The following is an 18021-nucleotide window of genomic DNA, read 5'->3' as shown; positions in this document are numbered from 1 at the left end:
ACCCTCGCGATGCGCCTCAACCTGATCTACGCCCGCGCCGCCAACGGCGTGATCGGCAAGGACAACGCCCTGCCCTGGCACCTGCCGGAGGACATGGCGCACTTCAAGCGCATGACCACCGGTTGCCCGGTCGTCATGGGCCGCAAGACCTGGGACTCGCTCCCGCCGAAGTTCCGGCCGCTGCCGGGGCGCCGCAACATCGTGGTCACGCGCCAGGCCGACTGGCAGGCCGACGGCGCCGAGCGCGCGGCCAGCCTGCCCGAAGCGATCGCATCGTGTGCCAGCGAAGCGGAGGTCTGGGTCATCGGTGGCGCGCAGATCTACGCCGAGGCGGCACCGCTCGCCCGACGCGCCGTTGTCACCGAGATCGCGCAGGATTTCGACGGCGACGCGCACGCGCCTGTGCTCGACAGCGGTTGGCGGGAGACCGCACGCGAACCAGGCGTGTCGCGCAATGGCCTGCCCTTCAGCTTCGTCACGCTCGAACGCGCCTGAGCGCACGGCGCGAATGCGCCACCCATTCACAACAACAAAGACGCCCATGTCAGACCACGGTTTTCACGTCCACGGCCCGCACGACCACGAACTCGAACATGCCGCGCAGGGCGAACATGGCGGGACCACCCACCACGGCATCGGCGGCAAGCGCATGACCAACCAGATCGCGGTCTGCACAGCGGTCATCGCCACGGTCGGCGCCCTGTTCTCGTACATGGGTGGTGCGACACAGGCCACGGCGGGCCTGGACAAGAACAACGCGGCCATCAAGAAGACCGAGGCCTCGAACCAGTGGAATTACTTCCAGGCCAAGAGCACCAAGCAGGCGCTGACGGAATTCGCACGCGACATGGCGCCCGACGACCGGAAGGCTGCGCTGCAGGCCAAGATCGACCGCTACGAGAAAGAGAAGACCGACATCCAGGCCGCCGCGCAGAAGCTTGAAGACGAGGCCACGGCGTGGGACCATGAGTCGGAAGCGCAGATGCACCAGCACCATCGCTGGGCACAGGCCACCACGGTGCTGCAGGTGTCGATCGCACTGGCCGCCATCGCGCTGCTGACGCGCAAGAAGTGGCTGGAGTACGGCATGCTGGCGGTCGCAGGCGCAGGCCTGCTCGTCGGCGCGGCGGCGGCGCTGCACCTCTGAGCTCTAGACGAAGGAGACGCAATGAACATCCAGGAACTCCTCGGCATCGACCTGCCGATCATCCAGGCGCCGATGGCTGGCGTGCAAGGCAGCGCCATGGCCGTCGCGGTGTCGAACGCGGGCGGCCTGGGCTCCCTGCCCTGCGCGATGCTCACGCCCGATACGCTGCGCAGCGAATTGCAGGCGATCACCGCGCAGACCACGCGGCCGTACAACCTCAACTTCTTCTGCCATACGCCGCCGGTGCCCGATGCGGCGCGCGAGGCGACGTGGCGCGCCGCCCTGGCGCCCTACTACGCCGAGTTCGGCATCGACCCCGGCAGCGTGCCGACCGGCGGCGGCCGGGCGCCTTTCACCGCGGAGGCGGCCGACCTGCTGGAAGGGTTCACGCCGCCCGTCGTGAGCTTCCATTTCGGCCTGCCCTCGCCCGACCTGCTGGCACGGGTCAAGGGCTGGGGTGCCAAGGTGCTGGCGTCGGCCACCACGGTCGAAGAGGCGCGCTGGCTCGAGGCGCACGGCGTCGATGCCGTCATCGCCCAGGGCCTGGAGGCCGGTGGTCACCGCGGCATCTTCCTGAGCAACGACCTCACGACGCAGGTTGGCACGATGGCTTTGTTGCCGCAGATCGTCCGGGCGGTCCGCATCCCGGTGATCGCCGCAGGTGGCATCGCGGACGCGCCGGGCGTGGCCGCCGCGATGGCGCTCGGCGCGGCCGGCGTGCAGGTCGGCACCAGCTACCTGCTGTGCCCGGAGGCCACCACCACGCCCCTGCACCGCGCCGCACTGGCCAGCCGGCGTGCCGAGCACACCGTGCTCACCAACCTCATCACCGGCCGCCCCGCGCGCGGCCTGCGCAACCGCCTGCTCGACGAACTCGGCCCATTGAGCGACGTGGCACCCGCCTTCCCGCTGGCGACCGCCGCCCTGGCGCCGCTGAAGGCCGCCGCGGAGAAGCTGGGCCGCGATGACTTCTCCACGCTGTGGTCGGGCCAGAACGCCACGGGCTGCCGCGCGATCCCGGCGGCCCAGCTCACGCGCGAGCTGGCCGCCTGAGGCGCACGGTACCGAGAGGGGTCGCCACGGCAATTCGCCTACGCACAAGGCGATCCATCGCCGACACGGACACGGGCCCAGGGTGCGCACACTGAATGTCGGACGGCGCAGGGCCGCCCGGAAACGACAAAGGTGCTGCCATGGTGAACGAATACGTAAAGACCCCTTCCGAAGTCGCCGACGAGGCGCGGCAAGCCGGACGTGATGCGATGAGCGCCGTGCAGGGCCATGCCGCCGAGGCGCTCGACACCGCGAAGGGCGTGGCGGCCGATGCCGAGGACGTCGCCCGGGACGCGACTGCCACGGGCAAGGCCTACGCGCGCAGCGCGGTGGAGGCTGCGGGCGAAAAGCTCGGCATGTTGCAAGACAAGGTGGCCGCCGCCCAGGAATCCTGCACGCGCTACATCGCCCAGGAACCGGTCAAGGCCACGATGATGGCGGTGGCAGGCGGCGCCCTGCTCACCGGGTTGCTGATGGCCGCCGTGCGTGGGCGCCGGAGCTGATCGGATGATCCATCCCATCTACATGACGGCGCTGCGCCGCCCCGACCTGGTCGCGGCGCATCTGCGCAACCATGTCGAGCTGGTGAAGAAGGAACTGGGCGATGCGGGCCGCTCTGTCGCTTACAAGGCCGCCGGTGCCGTCGTCGCCCTCGTTGCACTGATGCTCGCGCTCGGCCTGACAGGTATCGCGTTGATGATGGGCGCCCTGCATGGCAGCTTCCACTGGGCGCTGGTGGCGGTGCCAGGCGTGGCCTGGCTGCTCACCGCGGTGGGTGCGATGGTCGCGATGAAATCATCGGTGCGCGACGACGTGCAGGACGTGAAGGACGAACTCGAAGCGGACTTCGCCGTCCTGCGGACCGTCAAGGAGGCACGCCGTGGACACTAAGAATTCGCTCCCACTGACGCCCAAGCAGAAGCTTGCGCTCTCGCGCGCCGAACTGCTCGAAGCCATGGGTTACCACGACATGGCACCCAGCGACGCCGCGGCCCCTCAACTCGTCTCGACACGCGAACCCCGTGGCGGCACGCCGGTCCCACGTCCGACGACGCGCCGGGGCGTGCTGGCGCGTTGGTGGTCGCGTCATCCCCTCAACAGTGCGGTCGACCTCGGGCGTCCGTTCCTGGAAGACATGGCGCAAAGGCAGCCAGGCCGGTTGATGGCCTACGGTGCCGGCACCGGTGCACTGCTGATGGTCATCAAGCCCTGGAAGCTCCTGTCGCTCGCCACCGTGTTGTCGCTGGCGTTTCGCACGTCGGACCTCACCGGGCTGATCGCTGGCGCCTTCGGTGGCCGCGATGACGACGACGAGCCACCGTTCGACGATCGCGTGCCGCTCAATCAGCAGGTGTCCTGAGCTGCGTCCGTGTTCAATGGACAAACTTCACCGACGTTGCGTACCGGCCTCGGCACGCTCGCAGGCGTAGGCCAGGAAATCCTCGAACTGGCCAGTCTTGTCGAAGACCGCGTCCGCCCCCTGGGACAACGCACGGTCGTTGGCCGCTTCGGCGTAGTTGGTCAGTACCACCACGCGCTGATGCGGCAGCCGGTCGGCGCAGGCCTTGACCACTTCCATGCCCGACCCTTCGGTCAGGAACAGGTCTGCGACCAGAAGATCCCAGCCCTCGCCGTTGCGCGCGAGCCAGCGCAGGGCCTGGTCCTCCGACTCCGCCATGGCGATCACTTCGCAAGGGGTGGAATCTTCGAGCAGGCCCACGAGCAGGTCGCGGATGGTGGGGTTGTCTTCGATCAGAAAGACACGAAGCGTCATGACAGCTGGAAGCAAGAACGGAGCGGGGCAGCAGCCCGCCGGATCCCACGAGGGCAGCACTTCAAGGTGCGGCTGGTGGACGGTGTGCGAACGCATTATCCGCGCTCCATCAGGGCGATCCCTGCAGGAGAAGTTCCCGAGGACGGCACAATCGTCACATGACAGCGATACGTGATTTGAGCGACGAGGACTTGACGCTCCATGCGCAGGAGTGGCGCCAACGCGCCCTGCGCGGCGACAAGTCGGCGCGCGGCGTGGCGCACGCCCTGGAAACCGAACTTCGGCGCCGCGGCGTCGGCGTCGGCGCGCAGACCACGCCGGCCGACCTGGACACCCGCCCGGTGACGCTGCGTCACCCACGGCCCTGGTGGAAGTTCTGGGGCGACTGATCAGCGGGCGGCCTGCATCGGGGGAGACTCGAAGTCGAGCACGATGCGCCCTGCAATCTCGCTTCAATGCATGCGTGTCAAGACATCACGGGCGCACACATCTTGCCGCTGGCTGGGAAATCCAGCGATTTCTGCAGGTCGAGCCGCGTCCCGACGATCGAGCAGCGCACGGCAATGCCGTTCAGCACGGTGTCGAAGCTCGACAATGGAAAATCGCCCGGCTGCAGGCCGTCGCTTCGCATCGTCGATGTCGACGTGGAGGCCTCGTCAGCCACTGGGAGGGGCCGGGCTCCTTGAAACAACAAGTCACATTGCTCATGAAAATCACCACCTGGAACGTCAACTCGCTCACTGCCCGTCTGCAGCATGTGCTCGACTGGCTGATCGCCAACCCGGTCGACATCCTGTGTCTTCAGGAACTGAAGATGAGCGACGACAAGTTTCCGCTCGACGTGCTGAAGTCGGCCGGCTATGAAGCCGCGGTGTTCGGCCAGAAGACCTACAACGGCGTGGCGATCCTGAGCCTCGCGCCGATGCGCGACGTGGCGAAGAACATCGGCGGCTTCAGCGACGAGCATTCGCGCGTCATCAGCGCCACCGTCGACACTGCGAATGGCCCGCTGCGCATCGTCAACGGCTACTTCGTCAATGGGCAGGCACCCGGCAGCGACAAGTTCGCCTATAAGATGCGCTGGCTCGACGCCCTGCGCGACTGGCTGCGCGCCGAGAAGGCGGCACACCCGAACCTGGTGCTGCTCGGCGACTTCAACGTCGCCCCTGAAGACCGTGACAGCTTCGACCCCGACGGCCTGCGCGAAACCATCCACCACACGACCGAAGAGCGAGAGCACTTCAAGGCGCTGCTGGGCCTGGGCCTGACCGATGCCTTCCGCCTGTTCGACCAGCCCGAGAAGAGCTTCTCGTGGTGGGACTACCGCATGCTGGGTTACCAGAAGAACCGCGGCCTGCGCATCGACCACATCCTCGTGAGCGAGCCGCTGGTGCCGCGCGCGGTGGCGTGCACGATCGACCGCGTGCCGCGCAAATGGGAAAAGCCCAGCGACCACGCCCCCGTCACGCTCGAGCTGGCCACCGCGGCCTGACGGCAGGCCGCGCATGATGGCATCGACAAGAACGTACGCCCTGGTGCTCTCGGCGCTGGTCGCTGTGCTGGCGGGCTGCACATCGACGAAGTCCGGCGCACCGGCCGAGGCATCGGCCTCGTCATCCGAAGAGAAGACCGTGGCCGACGAGGCGCCGGGCCGCAGCGACGTGGCCGAGGTGCGGCTGATCACCGCGCAGACGCCAGCTGTCCGGGCCTACCGAAAGACCGGCTCGGGCGCGATCTACAAGGCTTACCCGACCCGCATCCACAAAGGCAAGATCCCGCCGCTCGTGTATGCGGTGGTGGTGGTCGAAACCGACATCGACGCGACGGGCAAGGTGGTGAACGTGGCCTTCAGCCGCACGCCGAGCCATGCCCCCGAGGTGCCACCAATGATCGCCGAGCTGATCCGAAAGGCATCGCCCTTGCCCAGCCCGGGACGGCTCGGTGCACACACCTATGTCGACACCTGGCTGTGGGACAAGAGCGGCACCTTCCAGCTGGATTCGCGCACGCTCGGCCAGCGCAGCCGGTAGTTGACCGACCGGGCCGGCGAGCCCGTCACTCCAGGCCGAGTTCCTGGATCTTGCGCGTGATGGTGTTGCGCCCGATCCCGAGCTTCTGCGCGGCCTCGATGCGACGGCCTCGCGTGTTGGCCAGCGCCGTGAGGATGAGGCGCGACTCGAAGCGGCGCGACAGCGCATCCCACACGTCGGTGCGACCGGCCGCAAGGAGGCTCTGCGCCTCCAGCTCGAGCCCGCTTTCCCAAGCCGATGAGGCACCGCCTTCGGCGATCGCCGCGGGCGCGGCGGCCACGGGTGCCGACGCAGGCATGGCGGGCGATTCGATGTCGGAAACGGTGGAGACAACCGGCAGCGCCGCCGGGGCATGCGCCACCGCCAATGGCACGTCGCCCGGCGGCGGAACGGCCATCACCTCGGGCGGCAGGTCCTTGGCCTCGATCAGCTGCGCCGGCGCCATCACGGTGAGCCAGTGGCAGATGTTCTCGAGCTGACGGACGTTGCCCGGGAAGGAAAAGGTGGCGAGCTGCGTGAGCGCAGCGTCGGAAATCCGCTTGGGCTCGACGCCCAGTTGCTTGGCGCTTTGCTGCAGGAAGTGGCGCGTGAGTGCGGGCACGTCTTCGCCGCGCTCACGCAACGCGGGCAGGCGCAGCCGGATCACGTTGAGGCGGTGGAACAAGTCCTCGCGGAAACCGCCGACCTTGACGCGCTGCTCCAGGTCCTGGTGGGTGGCGGCGATGACGCGCACGTTCGACTTGACCGAGTTGTGGCCGCCCACGCGGTAGAAATGGCCGTCGCTCAGCACGCGCAACAAACGCGTTTGCAGATCGAAGGGCATGTCGCCGATTTCATCGAGGAAGAGCGTGCCGGCTTCCGCCTGCTCGAAGCGGCCGCGACGCATGGTCTGCGCGCCGGTGAAGGCGCCGCGCTCGTGGCCGAAGAGTTCGCTCTCCAGCAGGTCCTTGGGGATCGCCGCGGTGTTGATCGCCACGAAGGGGCCGTTGGCGCGGGGCGAATGCTTGTGCAGCGCGCGCGCGACCAGCTCTTTGCCGGACCCGGATTCGCCGGTGATCAGCACCGTGACATTGCTTTGCGAGAGCCGGCCGATGGCGCGGAACACGTCCTGCATTGCCGGCGCCTGGCCGAGCATTTCGGGCGCGGCCTGCATGCGTTCTTCGGCCACTTCCTCGCGCTGGCTTTCATCGACGGCACGGCGGATGAGCTCAACGGCACGTGGCAGGTCGAAAGGCTTGGGCAGGTATTCGAAGGCGCCGCCCTGGAAGGCCGACACGGCGCTGTCCAGGTCGGAGAAGGCGGTCATGATGATGACCGGCAGGCCGGGGTGCTTGGCCTTGATCTTGTCGAGCAGGTCGAGGCCGGAGCCGCCGGGCATGCGGATGTCGCTGACCAGCACCTGCGGGCCTTGCTGGTCGTCGTCGGCAGCGACTTCCAGCGCCGCCAGGACTTCGCGCGTGTTGGTGAAGCTGCGCGTCGGCAGGTCTTCACGCAGCAGCGCCTTTTCCAGCACGAAGCGGATGGATTGGTCGTCGTCTACTATCCAGATCGGCTTCATGCAGCTCCTTGTCGCCTTGCTGCTAAGGCAGCGGTATCAGTAACTTGAAATCGGTCCGGCCGGGCACGCTGTCGCACTCGATCACGCCGTGGTGCTGCTGTACGAAGGTTTGCGCCAGCGTCAACCCCAGGCCGGTTCCGCCATCTCGGCCCGACACGAGCGGGTAGAAGATGCGGTCCTTGATGGTGTCGGGCACGCCCGGTCCGTTGTCGATGACATGCAATTCCAGTGCCAGTCGATACCACTGCTTGTTGAAGATCACCTGACGCGCGATGCGCGTCTTGAAGGTGATGCGCGCATCGCCCGCAGCGCGGCGCTCGGCCAGCGCCTGCGCGGCGTTGTGCGCGATGTTGAGCGTGGCCTGGATCAGCTGCTCGCGGTCGCCCCGAAATTCCGGAATCGACGGGTCGAAGTCGCGGTCGATGTGCAGGTCGCGCGGGAACTCCGCGAGGATGACCGAGCGCACCCGCTCGCAGACCTCGTGGATGTTCACGTCGCCCACCACGTGCGGGCGACGGTGCGGCGCCAGCAGGCGATCGACCAGCGTCTGCAACCGATCGGCCTCGTGGATGATGACCTGGGTGTATTCGATGAGATCGCGCGACTCGACTTCCATCTGCAGCAGTTGCGCCGCGCCGCGGATGCCGCCCAGCGGGTTCTTGATCTCGTGCGCCAGGTTGCGGATGAGTTCCTTGTTGGCCTGCGCCTGGTCGAGCAGGCGCTCTTCGCGGTCCTGCCGCACTTGTTGCTCCAGCGGTGACAGCTCGACGATCAGTTCGCCCACCTTGTCGCTCTGCGCGAGCGTCACCTGCACCGGCATCAGGTCGTGGTTGACGCGCCGGAGCATTGCCTCGTAGCGCAGCGTGGCGAAGTCGTTGCTGCGGGCGCCGTCGATGGCCGTGCGCAACACGTGCGGCTCGTGGAAGCAGGCGCCGAACTGCGAGCCCTCGAGCGTGCGACGCGAGGTGCCAAGCACGTCTTCGAGCGCGGCATTGGCGAACAGCACCGCCCCGTCGGACTTGACCACCGCGATGAGCGTGGCAAGCAGGTCGAAGGGCTGGAAGCGCTTGGGGGAAGACGTGTTTTTGCCGAAGGCCATGTCAGGGGGTGCTTGACGGTGGCAGGCGACCAATCTCGCGGCGGATGCCGGCGATGTCGCTTTCGTTGCGGGCGATTTCCGCCTTCATCTCGCTCACGCGGTCGAGGTACTTCTGGTAATTGCGCGACTCGCCGCCCTGCTTTTCCGGTTCGCCGTTGTTGTACTCCTTCTGCAGTTCGGCCTGGCGGGCTTCGGCCTTCCGAAGCTCGGACTGAAGCACCGAGCGGGCTTCGCCGTCGCGTGCGCGCTGGTCGGCGCCCTCGACCCGCGGACTCCCCGCCGGCGCGCGCGCCGCGCTGCCGCCCGTGCCGCTGCCCACGGCCCCGCCACCGGGGCGGGGCGTCTGGACGACCGTGACGTTGCCACCCTCCATCACCTTGCAGCCGCGCTTCTGCGCGTCGGCCGCGTTGTTGGTGTATTCGTTGCCGCAGCGCCAGACGCGCTCCTGCGCATGAAGGGCCGGCAGCGCGGCCAACGAGGCGATGAGCGACAAGACAAGTGATGAAGGCTTCATGGTCCTGGGAGGAGATGTACGCAGACAGCGGATTCTCATGCAATTCGAGTGACGCTCCGGCGAGCCGTTCCCGGCCAAAGAAAAAGGACGGCCAAAGCCGTCCTTTTCGAGCAATGCGTCGAAGGCCCGAGGGCCTGCGATCACAGCGAGTAGTACATGTCGAATTCGACCGGGTGCGCAGCCATGCGCATGCGCGTGACTTCCTGCATCTTCAGCTCGATGTACGCGTCGATGTACGAATCGGTGAACACGCCGCCCTTGGTCAGGAAGGCACGGTCCTTGTCCAGATGCTCCAGCGCCTGGTCGAGGCTGTGGCACACGGTCGGGATCAGCGCGTCTTCTTCCGGCGGGAGGTGGTACAGGTCCTTCGTGGCGGCTTCGCCCGGATCGATCTTGTTCTCGACGCCGTCGAGGCCGGCCATCAGCAGCGCGGCGAAACCGAGGTACGGGTTCATCAGCGGATCGGGGAAGCGCGCTTCGACGCGACGGCCCTTGGGGTTCGCCACGAACGGGATGCGGATCGAGGCCGAGCGGTTCTTGGCCGAATAGGCCAGCTTCACCGGGGCTTCGAAGCCGGGCACCAGGCGCTTGTAGCTGTTGGTGCCGGGGTTCGTGATGGCGTTCAGGGCACGGGCGTGCTTGATGATGCCGCCGATGTAGTGCAGCGCGAATTCCGACAGGCCGGCGTAGCCGTCACCGGCGAACAGGTTCTTGCCGTCCTTCCAGACCGACTGGTGCACGTGCATGCCGGAGCCGTTGTCGCCGACGATGGGCTTGGGCATGAAGGTGGCGGTCTTGCCGTAGGCGTGGGCCACGTTGTGGATCACGTACTTCTGCAGCTGGACCCAGTCGGCGCGCTGGATCAGCGTGCTGAACTTGGTGCCCAGTTCCATCTGGCCGGCGTTGGCCACTTCGTGGTGATGCACTTCGACCGGAATGCCCAGGGCTTCGAGCACCAGGCACATTTCCGAGCGCATGTCCTGGAAGCTGTCGACCGGGGGCACCGGGAAATAGCCGCCCTTGACGGCCGGGCGGTGGCCCGTGTTGCCGTGTTCGTATTCCTTGTCGGTGTTCCACGAGGCTTCTTCGGAATCGATCTTCACGAAGCAGCCCGACATGTCGTTCTTCCAGCGCACGCTGTCGAACACGAAGAATTCGGGTTCCGGTCCGAAGTAGGCGGTGTCGCCCAGGCCGGACGCCTTCATGTACGCCTCGGCGCGCTTGGCCAGCGAACGCGGATCGCGCTCGTAGGCCTTGCCGTCGGCCGGGTCGATCACGTCGCAGGTCAGGATCAGCGTCGTCTCTTCGAAGAAGGGGTCGATGTTGGCGGTGTTCGGATCGGGCATGAGTTGCATGTCCGAGGCTTCGATGCCCTTCCAGCCGGCGATGGAAGAACCGTCGAAGGCGTGACCGTCGGTGAACTTGCCTTCGTCGAAAGCAGACACCGGCACGGTCACGTGCTGTTCTTTACCGCGGGTGTCGGTGAAGCGAAAGTCGACGAACTTGACCTCGTTTTCCTTGACGAGCTTCAGTACATCGGCGACGGTCTTTGCCATCAGTTTCTCCTGGTTGGATGAGTGGTTGGAAATACAACGGTGAGGGAATGCAGTTTCTGTGCCATTGGCGGGCACGGGGCCGAGGGCCCCATCCTGCTGCCAAATCCCCAAAAAAAGGCAGGGACAATCTATTTTGGTGCACGCCTGATTAACGCACCAATTCAGGTCCAAGGCGCGCATTGAAGGTGTGCAACCCGGCCATCAACTGCGCATAGGCAGCGTCCAGCAGGGCCGGCGCACCCTTGACGCCGAGTTCGATATGGCGCCCGTACTCGGGGTGGTCCACGCTGGGCAGGCTGAACACCTTGACGCCGGCGTGCGTCGCCTCGATGGCCTCCATCAGCGGGGTAAGGGTCGCTTCCATGGCACCGAAAACGATCACCGATTTCTCGCTCGACTGCCCTTGGGTGAACAGCTCGGCATAGCGGCTGTCGAGCACCGATTCGATCATCGGCCAGGCCATCACCGGGAAGCCCGGCACGAAGTGCACATGGTCGACGCTGAAGCCGGGGATCTTGTTGTAGGGGTTGCGGATGATCTCGGCGCCCTCGGGAAACACGCCCATGTTCAACCGGTGCACGTTGTCGGCGCGGTCGGGCTCGTAGGGCACGCCCTGCTCGCGCGCGGTGTCCTGCATGCGCTCGCGGATGAGCACTTCGGCCTCCGGATGCAGCACCAGTGCGCGCCGCAGCGCCTTCGCCGCGCACTGCCGCGTGTGGTCGTCGGGTGTGGCGCCGATGCCGCCGGTCGAGAACACGATGTCGCCCGAGGCGAAGGCGCGCGTCAATGCCGCCGTGATGCGCGTCGGGACGTCGCCGACGTACTCGGCCCAGCCCAGTTGCAGGCCGCGCGCGGCGAGCAGTTCGATGACCTTGGGCATGTGCTTGTCGAGGCGCTTGCCGGACAGGATTTCGTCGCCGACGACGATCAGGCCGAATGCACGGGTCATGGGGACTCCGGGGGGGAAATGACGAGGGGCGCTGTCGCCTCCGCGCGCTGCAGGCGCAGTTGCGCCAGCGCATCGAGGCAGTAGTGCGCGAACCAGAGCGCCGAGAAGGCGAAGACCAGCGTGTAGATCCAGATGGCCAGCGGTACCAGCACGAAGAAGGCGGCCGCGAACAGCAGGCCCGAGGCCCAGACGATGCTCGGTGCCGCACCCAGATAACCGCACATCACGCCGATGGCCAGCAGCGGCAGACGATGCTGGCGCAGCACGGCGGCGCGCTCCTCGGCATCGGCATGTTCGGCCAGTGCGTCGAAGCTCATCACCCGGTAGGTGAGCCAGCCCCAGATCAGCGGCGGCAGCACCAACACCAGCGGAGGAATGAGCCAGAGCGGCATCGACACCACGAGCGCGACCAGCGCCAGCAGCATGAGCCCGAGCGAGCGCAGCACACTGCCGACGAACGAGGCGCCCTTCTTCTGCGCGAGCGCGGGAAAGCGCCGCTCCGCGACGAGTTGCGTGAGCGCCGGCGCCATCAGCCCGGCGACGACGACCAGGGACACCAGCACGATCACCGGCGTCGCGGCGAAGACCACGACCAGGGGCGCCAGCAGCGCCGGCACATCGCTGGAGAACAGGCCGCCGATCCAGCGCCAGAAGCTTGCCAGCAGCGGCCAGGCATCGAGCGTCTGGCGCATCCAGGCCACGCTCGACGCCCAGTAGAAATAGCCGAAGCCCGCCGCCAGCACGACGATCACGAGCAGCGGCGCCAGCGACAGCACGATCACCCGAGGGCGCATGCAGTAGGCGGCGGCTCGCCAGAAGGAATCGAGAAGAAGGCGCATGGGGTGCCGAGGATAACGCCGCGCCGTGAAGACGCCGCGATGCGGACGACCGAAGGCCTCAGCCGCGCCCGACCATCCGGCGCAGCCCGCGCCATTGCTGCGACCAGAAGCCGCGCCCGTAGTCGCGCACGCGGCCCTGCGCGTCGGGCTCGACCTGGTCGCGGATGCCGGTCGGGTCGTAGCGCGGCTCGAAGTTCACGGTGCGAAAGAGCATGTCCCACCACGGCAGCAGCACGCCGAAGTTGTGCCCCCCCAGGGTCGACGGGCCGGCGGACTCATGCCCGATGCCGATCGCGTGGTGGACCCGATGAAACCGCGGGCTGACCCACAGCCGCTCGCCGAGGGCGCCGAAGCCGGCGCGCAGGTTCGCATGCTGCAGGCTTTCGCTGAGCTGCGTGAACGCTACGATGGCGATGAACTGCCCCGGCGCGACGCCGATGAGCTGCGCAACGACGACGATGATCGTGTCGTGGAGGATGTCGTCGAGCAGGTGATTGCGGTTGTCGCTCCACATCGTCATCTGGCGCTGCGAATGGTGCAGCGAATGCAGGCCCCACCACCAGTTGAAGCGGTGCTGGCCGCGATGGATCAGGTACTCGACGAAATCGAGCACGACCAGGTAGATGGCGAACGCGACCCAGGGCACGTCGGTCACGCCCGGCCAGAGCTCGTCAAGGTGCAGCGTGCCCCAGCCGGCGCCCCGCAACAGGCCCAGCCCGTCGTCGAACAGCGGCTGCAGCAGGAAGAACATGCCCAGGCGGAACAGCCCGAGCCGATGGATCAGCGTGTAGAGCACGTCGGTGCGGATCGCGCGCCGGTCGACCACCGGTTCGGCTGGCCGCCAACGCTGCAGCGGGCCGATCACCGCCAGCAGCACCGCGATCTGGATCAGCCCGACCAGCAGCCAGCCGGTGGCGTCGAAGGCGTCTTCGACGTAACCGCCCAGACCGATGCCATAGACCAGCGGCTGCACGGCCGCCTCGAACAGCCACTGCTGGCAGTTCGAAAAAAGATCGGTGAACCATTCCATCGCCGCGCCGCCTCGGTGCTCAGGGGTGCGCCGCGATCCAGGCGCGATAGGCGGGATGCGCCCGCAGCGTCTCGAAGCAGAAGCCCCTGGCCTTCAGGCCGACGATCAGCGGCTCGAGCACGGCGGGCGCCCACGGGTCCTTGCGCGACCAGATGCCCAGGTGCGCGAGCAGGATGTCGCCCGGCTGGATCCGGTCGAGGGCCTGCTGCAGCAGCTTGTCGTTGGGAAAGGTCTCGCTGGGCAGTTCGTCGCCGAGGAAACCGGCCGGCGCCCAGCCGACGTGCTCGAAGCCGCAGGCCTTGGCGGCGGCCAGCAGCTTGGGCGAGGTCTTGCCACCCGGCGCGCGAAACAGCGGCAACGGTTTCTTGCCGGTGACGTGGCCGATGCGGTCGCTGGCCTGCTGGATGTTCTCGCAGTACTTGGCCGCGCTCCAGGTGAACTCGCGGCCCGCCAGGCCGCCGGCCGACGGACGAACACGGAATCGGGGTTCGATGCCCTTCACGTCACCGCGCCAGTAGACATGGTCGTAGGTGTGCGAGGCGAATTCATGGCCCTCGGCCGCCCTCGCCTTCCACCACAAAGCCCAGTGGTTGTCCAGGCTGTCGCCGTCGGTCAGCGTGCGTTCGGCCGCGCCGAAGAAGGTCACGCGCACGTCCTGGCGCTTGAGCACCTCGGCGATCAGCGGCGCGACGCCCATGTGGCCGGTGTCGAAGGTCAGGTACAGGGGCTTGTCGCACCTCGCCTGCGCCACCGCGCTGCCCGCGACGCAGAAGGCGAGCAGCCCGGCGACGAGGCGGCGGCGCACCGGCCGGTCAGCGCTTGGCATGGTCCAGGGTCCACACGCCATGCGGCGAGCGCCCGACGTTCACCTGGCGCACCACCTTGCGGCTGGCCAGATCGACCACGCTGAGCTTCTTGGCCCAACGCGAGGTGACGTAGAGCGTCTTGCCGTCGGCCGACAGGTCCATGCAGTCCGGACCGCCCGGCACCGGGTAGCTCTCGATCACCTGCAGCGTCTTGAGGTCGATGCGGCTGATCGTGTTGGCCACGCGGTTGCTGACGAACACGCTCTGGCCATCCCCTGCGGAACGGAACGCATGCGCGCCCTTGCCCGTGAGAATCTTGCCGACCGCCTTGGGCTGCGGGCCCGCCACATCGAACACCTGCACGCCATCGCTGCCGGTCAGCCCGACCAGCAGGGTGCGGTCGCCATGGATGCCGAAGATGTCGGCCGGCATGGGGCCGGTGGCGGTGCGCCAGCGGATGGTCTGGGTGGCCAGGTCGATGGCAATGAGCTCGTCGCTGTCCTGCATGGTCACGTAGGCCACGGTGCTGGTCGCATCGATCCAGAGATGGCTGGGCGTCTTGCCGGTGGCGATGCGCTTGGCCAGCGTCAGGTCCTTGCCGTCCCAGCGGTAGATGTCGACGTGGTTCAGGCGGTTGGCCGCGGTCACGAACCACTTCATGTCGCGCGAGAACTGCAGCTGGTACGGGTCGATGATGCCGTAGACCACGCGCTGCACGTCGCCCGTGCGGGGGTTCAGGAAGGTGAGCGAATCGCCGGCGGAATTGGCCACGATCACCGAGCGCTCGTCCGGCGTCATGTAGATGTGGTGCGGCTCCTTGCCTGTCGCGATGCGGCTCTTTTCCGTCCAGGTGGCCGGGTCGACCACGCTGACGGTGGCGTCGAGCGAATTGAGGACGAAGAGCGGCGGCGGTTCAGCAGCCAGGGCGGGCAACGCGTGCAGGGCGCAGGCGAAGAAAAAGGCCGCGAGGCGGCCGGGGGCGGTGGCAAGAAATCGCAAGGGAAGCTTCCGGGGACAGCAGGTCGAACCATAACGTGCAAGCCTTAGCGGCGGCTGACCGCCCGCACGCGAGGCAGGCGAATTTGCCAGCAAAACCACAGGTCAGCGCGCGCTGCGCAGCGCCTCGACCTCGGCGGCACGGAGCCAGCGCCACTGGCCAGGCGCCATGGTCGCCGGCAGCACCAGCGAGCCGATCTGCGACCGATGCAGCGCCTCGACCCGGTTGCCGACCGCCGCCACCATGCGCTTGACCTGGTGGTACTTGCCCTCGGTCAGGGTGAGGCGCAGGTGCAGCGGCGCGACCGCTTCGCAGGCAGCCGCGCGCACCGGCTTCGGGTCGTCGTCCAGCACCACGCCGGCCAGCAGCTTCTGCACCTGGGCATCGTCCAGCGGATGCTTGACCGTCACCTCGTAGACCTTGGGCACATGGTGCTTGGGCGAGCCCATGCGGTGGATGAACTGGCCGTCGTCGGTCAGCAGCAGCAGGCCGGTGGTGTCCTGGTCGAGCCGGCCGATGGCCTGCACGCCCTGCACCGCGCCCTTGTTGGGCCGCAGGCGCAGCGGCGACGGCAGCAGCGTGTAGATGCTGGGCCAGGTCGACGGCTTCTGGGAGCACTCGGTGCCGGCCGGTTTGTGCAGCAGCACATAGGCCTTGTCGTGGTATTCCCAGGCGGTGCCCTGCACGGTGAAGCGCAGGCCGTCGGCGACCGCCACGTCGGCGGCGGGGTCGGTGACGGCCACCCCGTCGATCGTCACGAAACCTTGCTGCAAGAGCCCGGCGCAGACGCGGCGCGTGCCGAAGCCCTGGGTGTAGAGAATGTCCTGGAGTTGCATCGATGGGTCCGGCGGCCGGCTCGGCAGCCGCCGGTAAAGCGTAGGTTCAGTAGCCGAGCGCGAGCCCGGTGTTGCGCCGCGGATCGTTCGCGCCGTAGAAGCGATTGTTGCCGACCGGCTTGCCGCCCAGCGACGGCGCACCGACGATGATCGCCGCCATGTGGTTCGCCGGCTGGGGCACGCCCAGGTTGTGGCCCATGTCGGTCAGCAGCTTGCGGGTGTCGGGGCTGATCGCGAAAGTCTCGACATTGGTGACGTCGGGCAGCCACTGCTGGTGGAAGCGTGGCGCATCGACGGCTTCCTGCACGTTCATGCCGTAGTCGACCACGTTCAGGATCGTGTGCAGCACCGCCGTGATGATCCGGCTGCCGCCGGGCGTGCCGACCACGAAAACCGGCTTGCCGTCCTTGCTCACGATGGTCGGGCTCATCGAGCTCAGCGGCCGCTTACCGGGAGCGATGGCGTTGGCCTCGCCCTGCACCAGGCCGTAGAGATTGGGCACGCCGATTTTCGCGGTGAAATCGTCCATCTCGTTGTTGAGCAGCACGCCGGTCTTGGCGGCCGTGACCTTGGCGCCGAACCAGTCGTTCAGGGTGTAGGTGACGGACACCGCGTTGCCCCACCGGTCGGTGATCGAGTAGTGCGTGGTGTTGCTGCCTTCGTGCGGCGCGACGCCGGGCTTGATGTCCTTCGAGACGCCGGCCCTGGCCGGGTCGATCACGCCGCGGATCTTCTCGGCATACCCCTTGTCCAGCAGGCGGTCGAGCGGGTTCTTCACGAAGTCCGGATCGCCCAGGTAGCTGTTGCGGTCGACGTAGGCGTGGCGCATGGCCTCAATCTGGTAGTGCACCGCCTGCGCGGAGCGGAAACCCAGGTCCTTCAGCGGGTAGCCCTCCAGGATGTTGAGCATCTCGCAGATGATCACGCCGCCCGAGCTCGGCGGCGGTGCGGACACGACCCGATAGCCCCGGTAGTTGCACTCGATCGGCGCCAGCTCGCGCGTGTTGTACTGGTCGAGGTCGGCCTGGGTGATGAGGCCTTTGCCCGCCTGGCTCGACGCTACGATCGCCTGGCCCACCCAGCCCTTGTAGAAGCCGTCGGTGCCTTTCTGGCTGATGGCGCGCAGCGTCTTGCCCAGGTCCTTCTGCACCAGCTTCTGGCCGACTGCGAAGGGCTCACCCTTGTTCAGGAAGATGGCGCCCGACACGCCGTCCTTCTTGAAGTCGCTGGTCGCTGTCAGCAACATGTCGATATCGCCCTGCTCCAGCGCGAAGCCTTTCTCGGCCAGCGCGATGGACGGAGCGATCAGAGCCGCGCGCTGCATCGTGCCGTACTTCGTGCGCGCGTACTCCATGCCCGACACGGTGCCCGGCACGCCGACGGCGAGATGGCCGTTGGTGCTCAGCCCCTTGACGACGTTGCCGTCCTTGTCGAGGTACATGTTCGCCGTGGCGCCGAGCGGGGCCTTCTCGCGGAAGTCGAGAAAGGTCTTGCGGCCATCGGCCAGCTGGACCGTCATGAAGCCACCGCCGCCAAGGTTGCCCGCGGCCGGGTAGACCACGGCCAGCGCATAGCCCACTGCGACGGCAGCATCGATCGCATTGCCACCGCGCTGGAGCACGTCGACGCCGACCCGGGTCGCGAGATGCTGTGCGCTCACAACCATGCCGTTCTGCGCCGCCACCGGCGCCTGCGACGCGGCGTGCACGGTGGGCCATACGGCTGTCGCCAACACGGCGGCAGCCACCGACCAACGCGTGGCCCGGTGAATCATCTTCATGGTGTTGTCTCCTGGTGAAACGCCGATGCTGCACTGGCTTTCAGCCGCCCCGC

The 18021-nt window shown here is 67.2% G+C and carries 21 protein-coding genes and 1 pseudogene; 9 read left to right on the top strand and 13 right to left on the bottom strand.

Annotation, left to right across the window (positions count from 1 at the left end; genetic code table 11):
* The first annotated feature begins 9 nt into the window (after positions 1-9).
* From ACSFA2_RS08070 to ACSFA2_RS08045, 6 genes are all read left to right on the top strand, one after another.
* Positions 10-495 (top strand): dihydrofolate reductase, encoded by a 486-nt coding sequence (locus ACSFA2_RS08070; protein ID WP_435454784.1) that lies wholly within the window; start codon positions 10-12, stop codon positions 493-495.
* A 46-nt stretch (positions 496-541) separates the two neighbouring features.
* On the top strand, positions 542-1147 hold the full coding sequence (locus ACSFA2_RS08065) for a DUF4337 domain-containing protein (RefSeq protein ID WP_435454783.1): 606 nt from the start codon (positions 542-544) through the stop codon (positions 1145-1147).
* Between the two features lie 21 nt (positions 1148-1168).
* Positions 1169-2200 (top strand): NAD(P)H-dependent flavin oxidoreductase, encoded by a 1032-nt coding sequence (locus tag ACSFA2_RS08060; RefSeq protein ID WP_435454782.1) that lies wholly within the window; start codon positions 1169-1171, stop codon positions 2198-2200.
* A 140-nt stretch (positions 2201-2340) separates the two neighbouring features.
* Positions 2341-2703: a hypothetical protein gene (locus ACSFA2_RS08055; RefSeq protein WP_435454781.1), complete on the top strand. Its 363-nt coding sequence runs from the start codon at positions 2341-2343 to the stop codon at positions 2701-2703.
* 4 nt (positions 2704-2707) lie between these two features.
* A complete protein-coding gene (locus ACSFA2_RS08050) occupies positions 2708-3091 on the top strand; it encodes a phage holin family protein (protein WP_435454780.1) in 384 nt (127 codons plus the stop codon).
* On the top strand, positions 3081-3560 hold the full coding sequence (locus ACSFA2_RS08045; RefSeq protein ID WP_435454779.1) for a hypothetical protein: 480 nt from the start codon (positions 3081-3083) through the stop codon (positions 3558-3560). Before ACSFA2_RS08050 ends, ACSFA2_RS08045 begins: the two co-directional genes overlap by 11 nt.
* A gap of 27 nt (positions 3561-3587) precedes the next feature.
* Here the strand turns inward: ACSFA2_RS08045 and ACSFA2_RS08040 are convergent, their stop codons facing one another.
* Entirely contained in the window at positions 3588-4070 is a 483-nt protein-coding gene (locus ACSFA2_RS08040; RefSeq protein WP_435454778.1) for a response regulator, read from the bottom strand.
* Between the two features lie 62 nt (positions 4071-4132).
* Between ACSFA2_RS08040 and ACSFA2_RS08035 the strand changes: the two genes are divergently transcribed.
* Positions 4133-4363: a hypothetical protein gene (locus ACSFA2_RS08035; protein WP_435454777.1), complete on the top strand. Its 231-nt coding sequence runs from the start codon at positions 4133-4135 to the stop codon at positions 4361-4363.
* Between the two features lie 86 nt (positions 4364-4449).
* Here ACSFA2_RS08035 and ACSFA2_RS08030 read toward each other — a convergent pair.
* Positions 4450-4608 (bottom strand): annotated as a pseudogene (locus tag ACSFA2_RS08030) (zinc-dependent alcohol dehydrogenase); the annotation flags it as partial.
* A gap of 72 nt (positions 4609-4680) precedes the next feature.
* Here ACSFA2_RS08030 and xth point away from each other — a divergent pair.
* Positions 4681-5466: an exodeoxyribonuclease III gene (xth, locus tag ACSFA2_RS08025; RefSeq protein WP_435454776.1), complete on the top strand. Its 786-nt coding sequence runs from the start codon at positions 4681-4683 to the stop codon at positions 5464-5466.
* 16 nt (positions 5467-5482) lie between these two features.
* Positions 5483-6004, top strand: a complete 522-nt coding sequence (locus ACSFA2_RS08020) for a hypothetical protein (protein WP_435454775.1) — start codon at positions 5483-5485, stop codon at positions 6002-6004.
* A 25-nt stretch (positions 6005-6029) separates the two neighbouring features.
* Here the strand turns inward: ACSFA2_RS08020 and ntrC are convergent, their stop codons facing one another.
* The 11 genes from ntrC to ggt all read right to left on the bottom strand — a co-directional run bounded on the left by ntrC (position 6030) and on the right by ggt (position 17962).
* Positions 6030-7562: a nitrogen regulation protein NR(I) gene (gene ntrC, locus ACSFA2_RS08015; protein WP_435454774.1), complete on the bottom strand. Its 1533-nt coding sequence runs from the start codon at positions 7560-7562 to the stop codon at positions 6030-6032.
* A gap of 22 nt (positions 7563-7584) precedes the next feature.
* Positions 7585-8661 (bottom strand): nitrogen regulation protein NR(II), encoded by a 1077-nt coding sequence (glnL, locus tag ACSFA2_RS08010; protein ID WP_435454773.1) that lies wholly within the window; start codon positions 8659-8661, stop codon positions 7585-7587.
* Position 8662: 1 nt separating this feature from the next.
* A complete protein-coding gene (locus ACSFA2_RS08005; protein ID WP_435454772.1) occupies positions 8663-9175 on the bottom strand; it encodes a hypothetical protein in 513 nt (170 codons plus the stop codon).
* Positions 9176-9315: 140 nt separating this feature from the next.
* The gene (gene glnA, locus ACSFA2_RS08000) at positions 9316-10731 is read right to left on the bottom strand and encodes a type I glutamate--ammonia ligase (RefSeq protein WP_435454771.1); all 1416 of its coding nucleotides are present in this window, start codon (positions 10729-10731) and stop codon (positions 9316-9318) included.
* 148 nt (positions 10732-10879) lie between these two features.
* The gene (locus ACSFA2_RS07995; protein ID WP_435454770.1) at positions 10880-11680 is read right to left on the bottom strand and encodes a competence/damage-inducible protein A; all 801 of its coding nucleotides are present in this window, start codon (positions 11678-11680) and stop codon (positions 10880-10882) included.
* Positions 11677-12519: an EI24 domain-containing protein gene (locus ACSFA2_RS07990; protein ID WP_435454769.1), complete on the bottom strand. Its 843-nt coding sequence runs from the start codon at positions 12517-12519 to the stop codon at positions 11677-11679. Before ACSFA2_RS07990 ends, ACSFA2_RS07995 begins: the two co-directional genes overlap by 4 nt.
* A 58-nt stretch (positions 12520-12577) precedes the next feature.
* Positions 12578-13549 (bottom strand): sterol desaturase family protein, encoded by a 972-nt coding sequence (locus ACSFA2_RS07985; protein ID WP_435454768.1) that lies wholly within the window; start codon positions 13547-13549, stop codon positions 12578-12580.
* A gap of 19 nt (positions 13550-13568) precedes the next feature.
* The gene (locus tag ACSFA2_RS07980) at positions 13569-14375 is read right to left on the bottom strand and encodes a polysaccharide deacetylase family protein (RefSeq protein ID WP_435454767.1); all 807 of its coding nucleotides are present in this window, start codon (positions 14373-14375) and stop codon (positions 13569-13571) included.
* Positions 14362-15354 carry a YncE family protein gene (locus tag ACSFA2_RS07975; RefSeq protein ID WP_435454766.1) on the bottom strand — a complete coding sequence of 331 codons (993 nt, stop codon included), beginning with the start codon at positions 15352-15354 and terminating at the stop codon, positions 14362-14364. The genes ACSFA2_RS07980 and ACSFA2_RS07975 overlap by 14 nt, the downstream gene beginning before the upstream one ends.
* A gap of 102 nt (positions 15355-15456) precedes the next feature.
* Entirely contained in the window at positions 15457-16188 is a 732-nt protein-coding gene (locus tag ACSFA2_RS07970; protein WP_435454765.1) for a pseudouridine synthase, read from the bottom strand.
* Between the two features lie 46 nt (positions 16189-16234).
* On the bottom strand, positions 16235-17962 hold the full coding sequence (gene ggt / locus ACSFA2_RS07965) for a gamma-glutamyltransferase (protein ID WP_435455004.1): 1728 nt from the start codon (positions 17960-17962) through the stop codon (positions 16235-16237).
* Between the last annotated feature and the right edge of the window lie 59 nt (positions 17963-18021).

Origin of the sequence: Variovorax cryoconiti, assembly GCF_051216395.1 — a bacterium.
Classification (GTDB): domain Bacteria; phylum Pseudomonadota; class Gammaproteobacteria; order Burkholderiales; family Burkholderiaceae_C; genus Variovorax.
The sequence above is the reverse complement of the archived record's forward strand: the minus strand, read 5'-3'. Positions and strand labels throughout refer to the sequence as shown.

Excerpts from the sequence above, each read along its gene's own strand:
- ACSFA2_RS08070 (WP_435454784.1), top strand. The coding sequence starts at position 10 with ATGCGCCTCAACCTGATCTACGCCCGCGCCGCCAACGGCGTGATCGGC.
- ACSFA2_RS08065 (WP_435454783.1), top strand. The coding sequence starts at position 542 with ATGTCAGACCACGGTTTTCACGTCCACGGCCCGCACGACCACGAACTC.
- ACSFA2_RS08060 (WP_435454782.1), top strand. The coding sequence starts at position 1,169 with ATGAACATCCAGGAACTCCTCGGCATCGACCTGCCGATCATCCAGGCG.
- ACSFA2_RS08055 (WP_435454781.1), top strand. The coding sequence starts at position 2,341 with ATGGTGAACGAATACGTAAAGACCCCTTCCGAAGTCGCCGACGAGGCG.
- ACSFA2_RS08050 (WP_435454780.1), top strand. The coding sequence starts at position 2,708 with ATGATCCATCCCATCTACATGACGGCGCTGCGCCGCCCCGACCTGGTC.
- ACSFA2_RS08040 (WP_435454778.1), bottom strand. The coding sequence starts at position 4,070 with ATGCGTTCGCACACCGTCCACCAGCCGCACCTTGAAGTGCTGCCCTCG.
- ACSFA2_RS08035 (WP_435454777.1), top strand. The coding sequence starts at position 4,133 with ATGACAGCGATACGTGATTTGAGCGACGAGGACTTGACGCTCCATGCG.
- xth (WP_435454776.1), top strand. The coding sequence starts at position 4,681 with ATGAAAATCACCACCTGGAACGTCAACTCGCTCACTGCCCGTCTGCAG.
- ACSFA2_RS08020 (WP_435454775.1), top strand. The coding sequence starts at position 5,483 with ATGGCATCGACAAGAACGTACGCCCTGGTGCTCTCGGCGCTGGTCGCT.
- ntrC (WP_435454774.1), bottom strand. The coding sequence starts at position 7,562 with ATGAAGCCGATCTGGATAGTAGACGACGACCAATCCATCCGCTTCGTG.
- glnL (WP_435454773.1), bottom strand. The coding sequence starts at position 8,661 with ATGGCCTTCGGCAAAAACACGTCTTCCCCCAAGCGCTTCCAGCCCTTC.
- ACSFA2_RS08005 (WP_435454772.1), bottom strand. The coding sequence starts at position 9,175 with ATGAAGCCTTCATCACTTGTCTTGTCGCTCATCGCCTCGTTGGCCGCG.
- glnA (WP_435454771.1), bottom strand. The coding sequence starts at position 10,731 with ATGGCAAAGACCGTCGCCGATGTACTGAAGCTCGTCAAGGAAAACGAG.
- ACSFA2_RS07995 (WP_435454770.1), bottom strand. The coding sequence starts at position 11,680 with ATGACCCGTGCATTCGGCCTGATCGTCGTCGGCGACGAAATCCTGTCC.
- ACSFA2_RS07990 (WP_435454769.1), bottom strand. The coding sequence starts at position 12,519 with ATGCGCCTTCTTCTCGATTCCTTCTGGCGAGCCGCCGCCTACTGCATG.
- ACSFA2_RS07985 (WP_435454768.1), bottom strand. The coding sequence starts at position 13,549 with ATGGAATGGTTCACCGATCTTTTTTCGAACTGCCAGCAGTGGCTGTTC.
- ACSFA2_RS07980 (WP_435454767.1), bottom strand. The coding sequence starts at position 14,375 with ATGCCAAGCGCTGACCGGCCGGTGCGCCGCCGCCTCGTCGCCGGGCTG.
- ACSFA2_RS07970 (WP_435454765.1), bottom strand. The coding sequence starts at position 16,188 with ATGCAACTCCAGGACATTCTCTACACCCAGGGCTTCGGCACGCGCCGC.
- ggt (WP_435455004.1), bottom strand. The coding sequence starts at position 17,962 with ATGATTCACCGGGCCACGCGTTGGTCGGTGGCTGCCGCCGTGTTGGCG.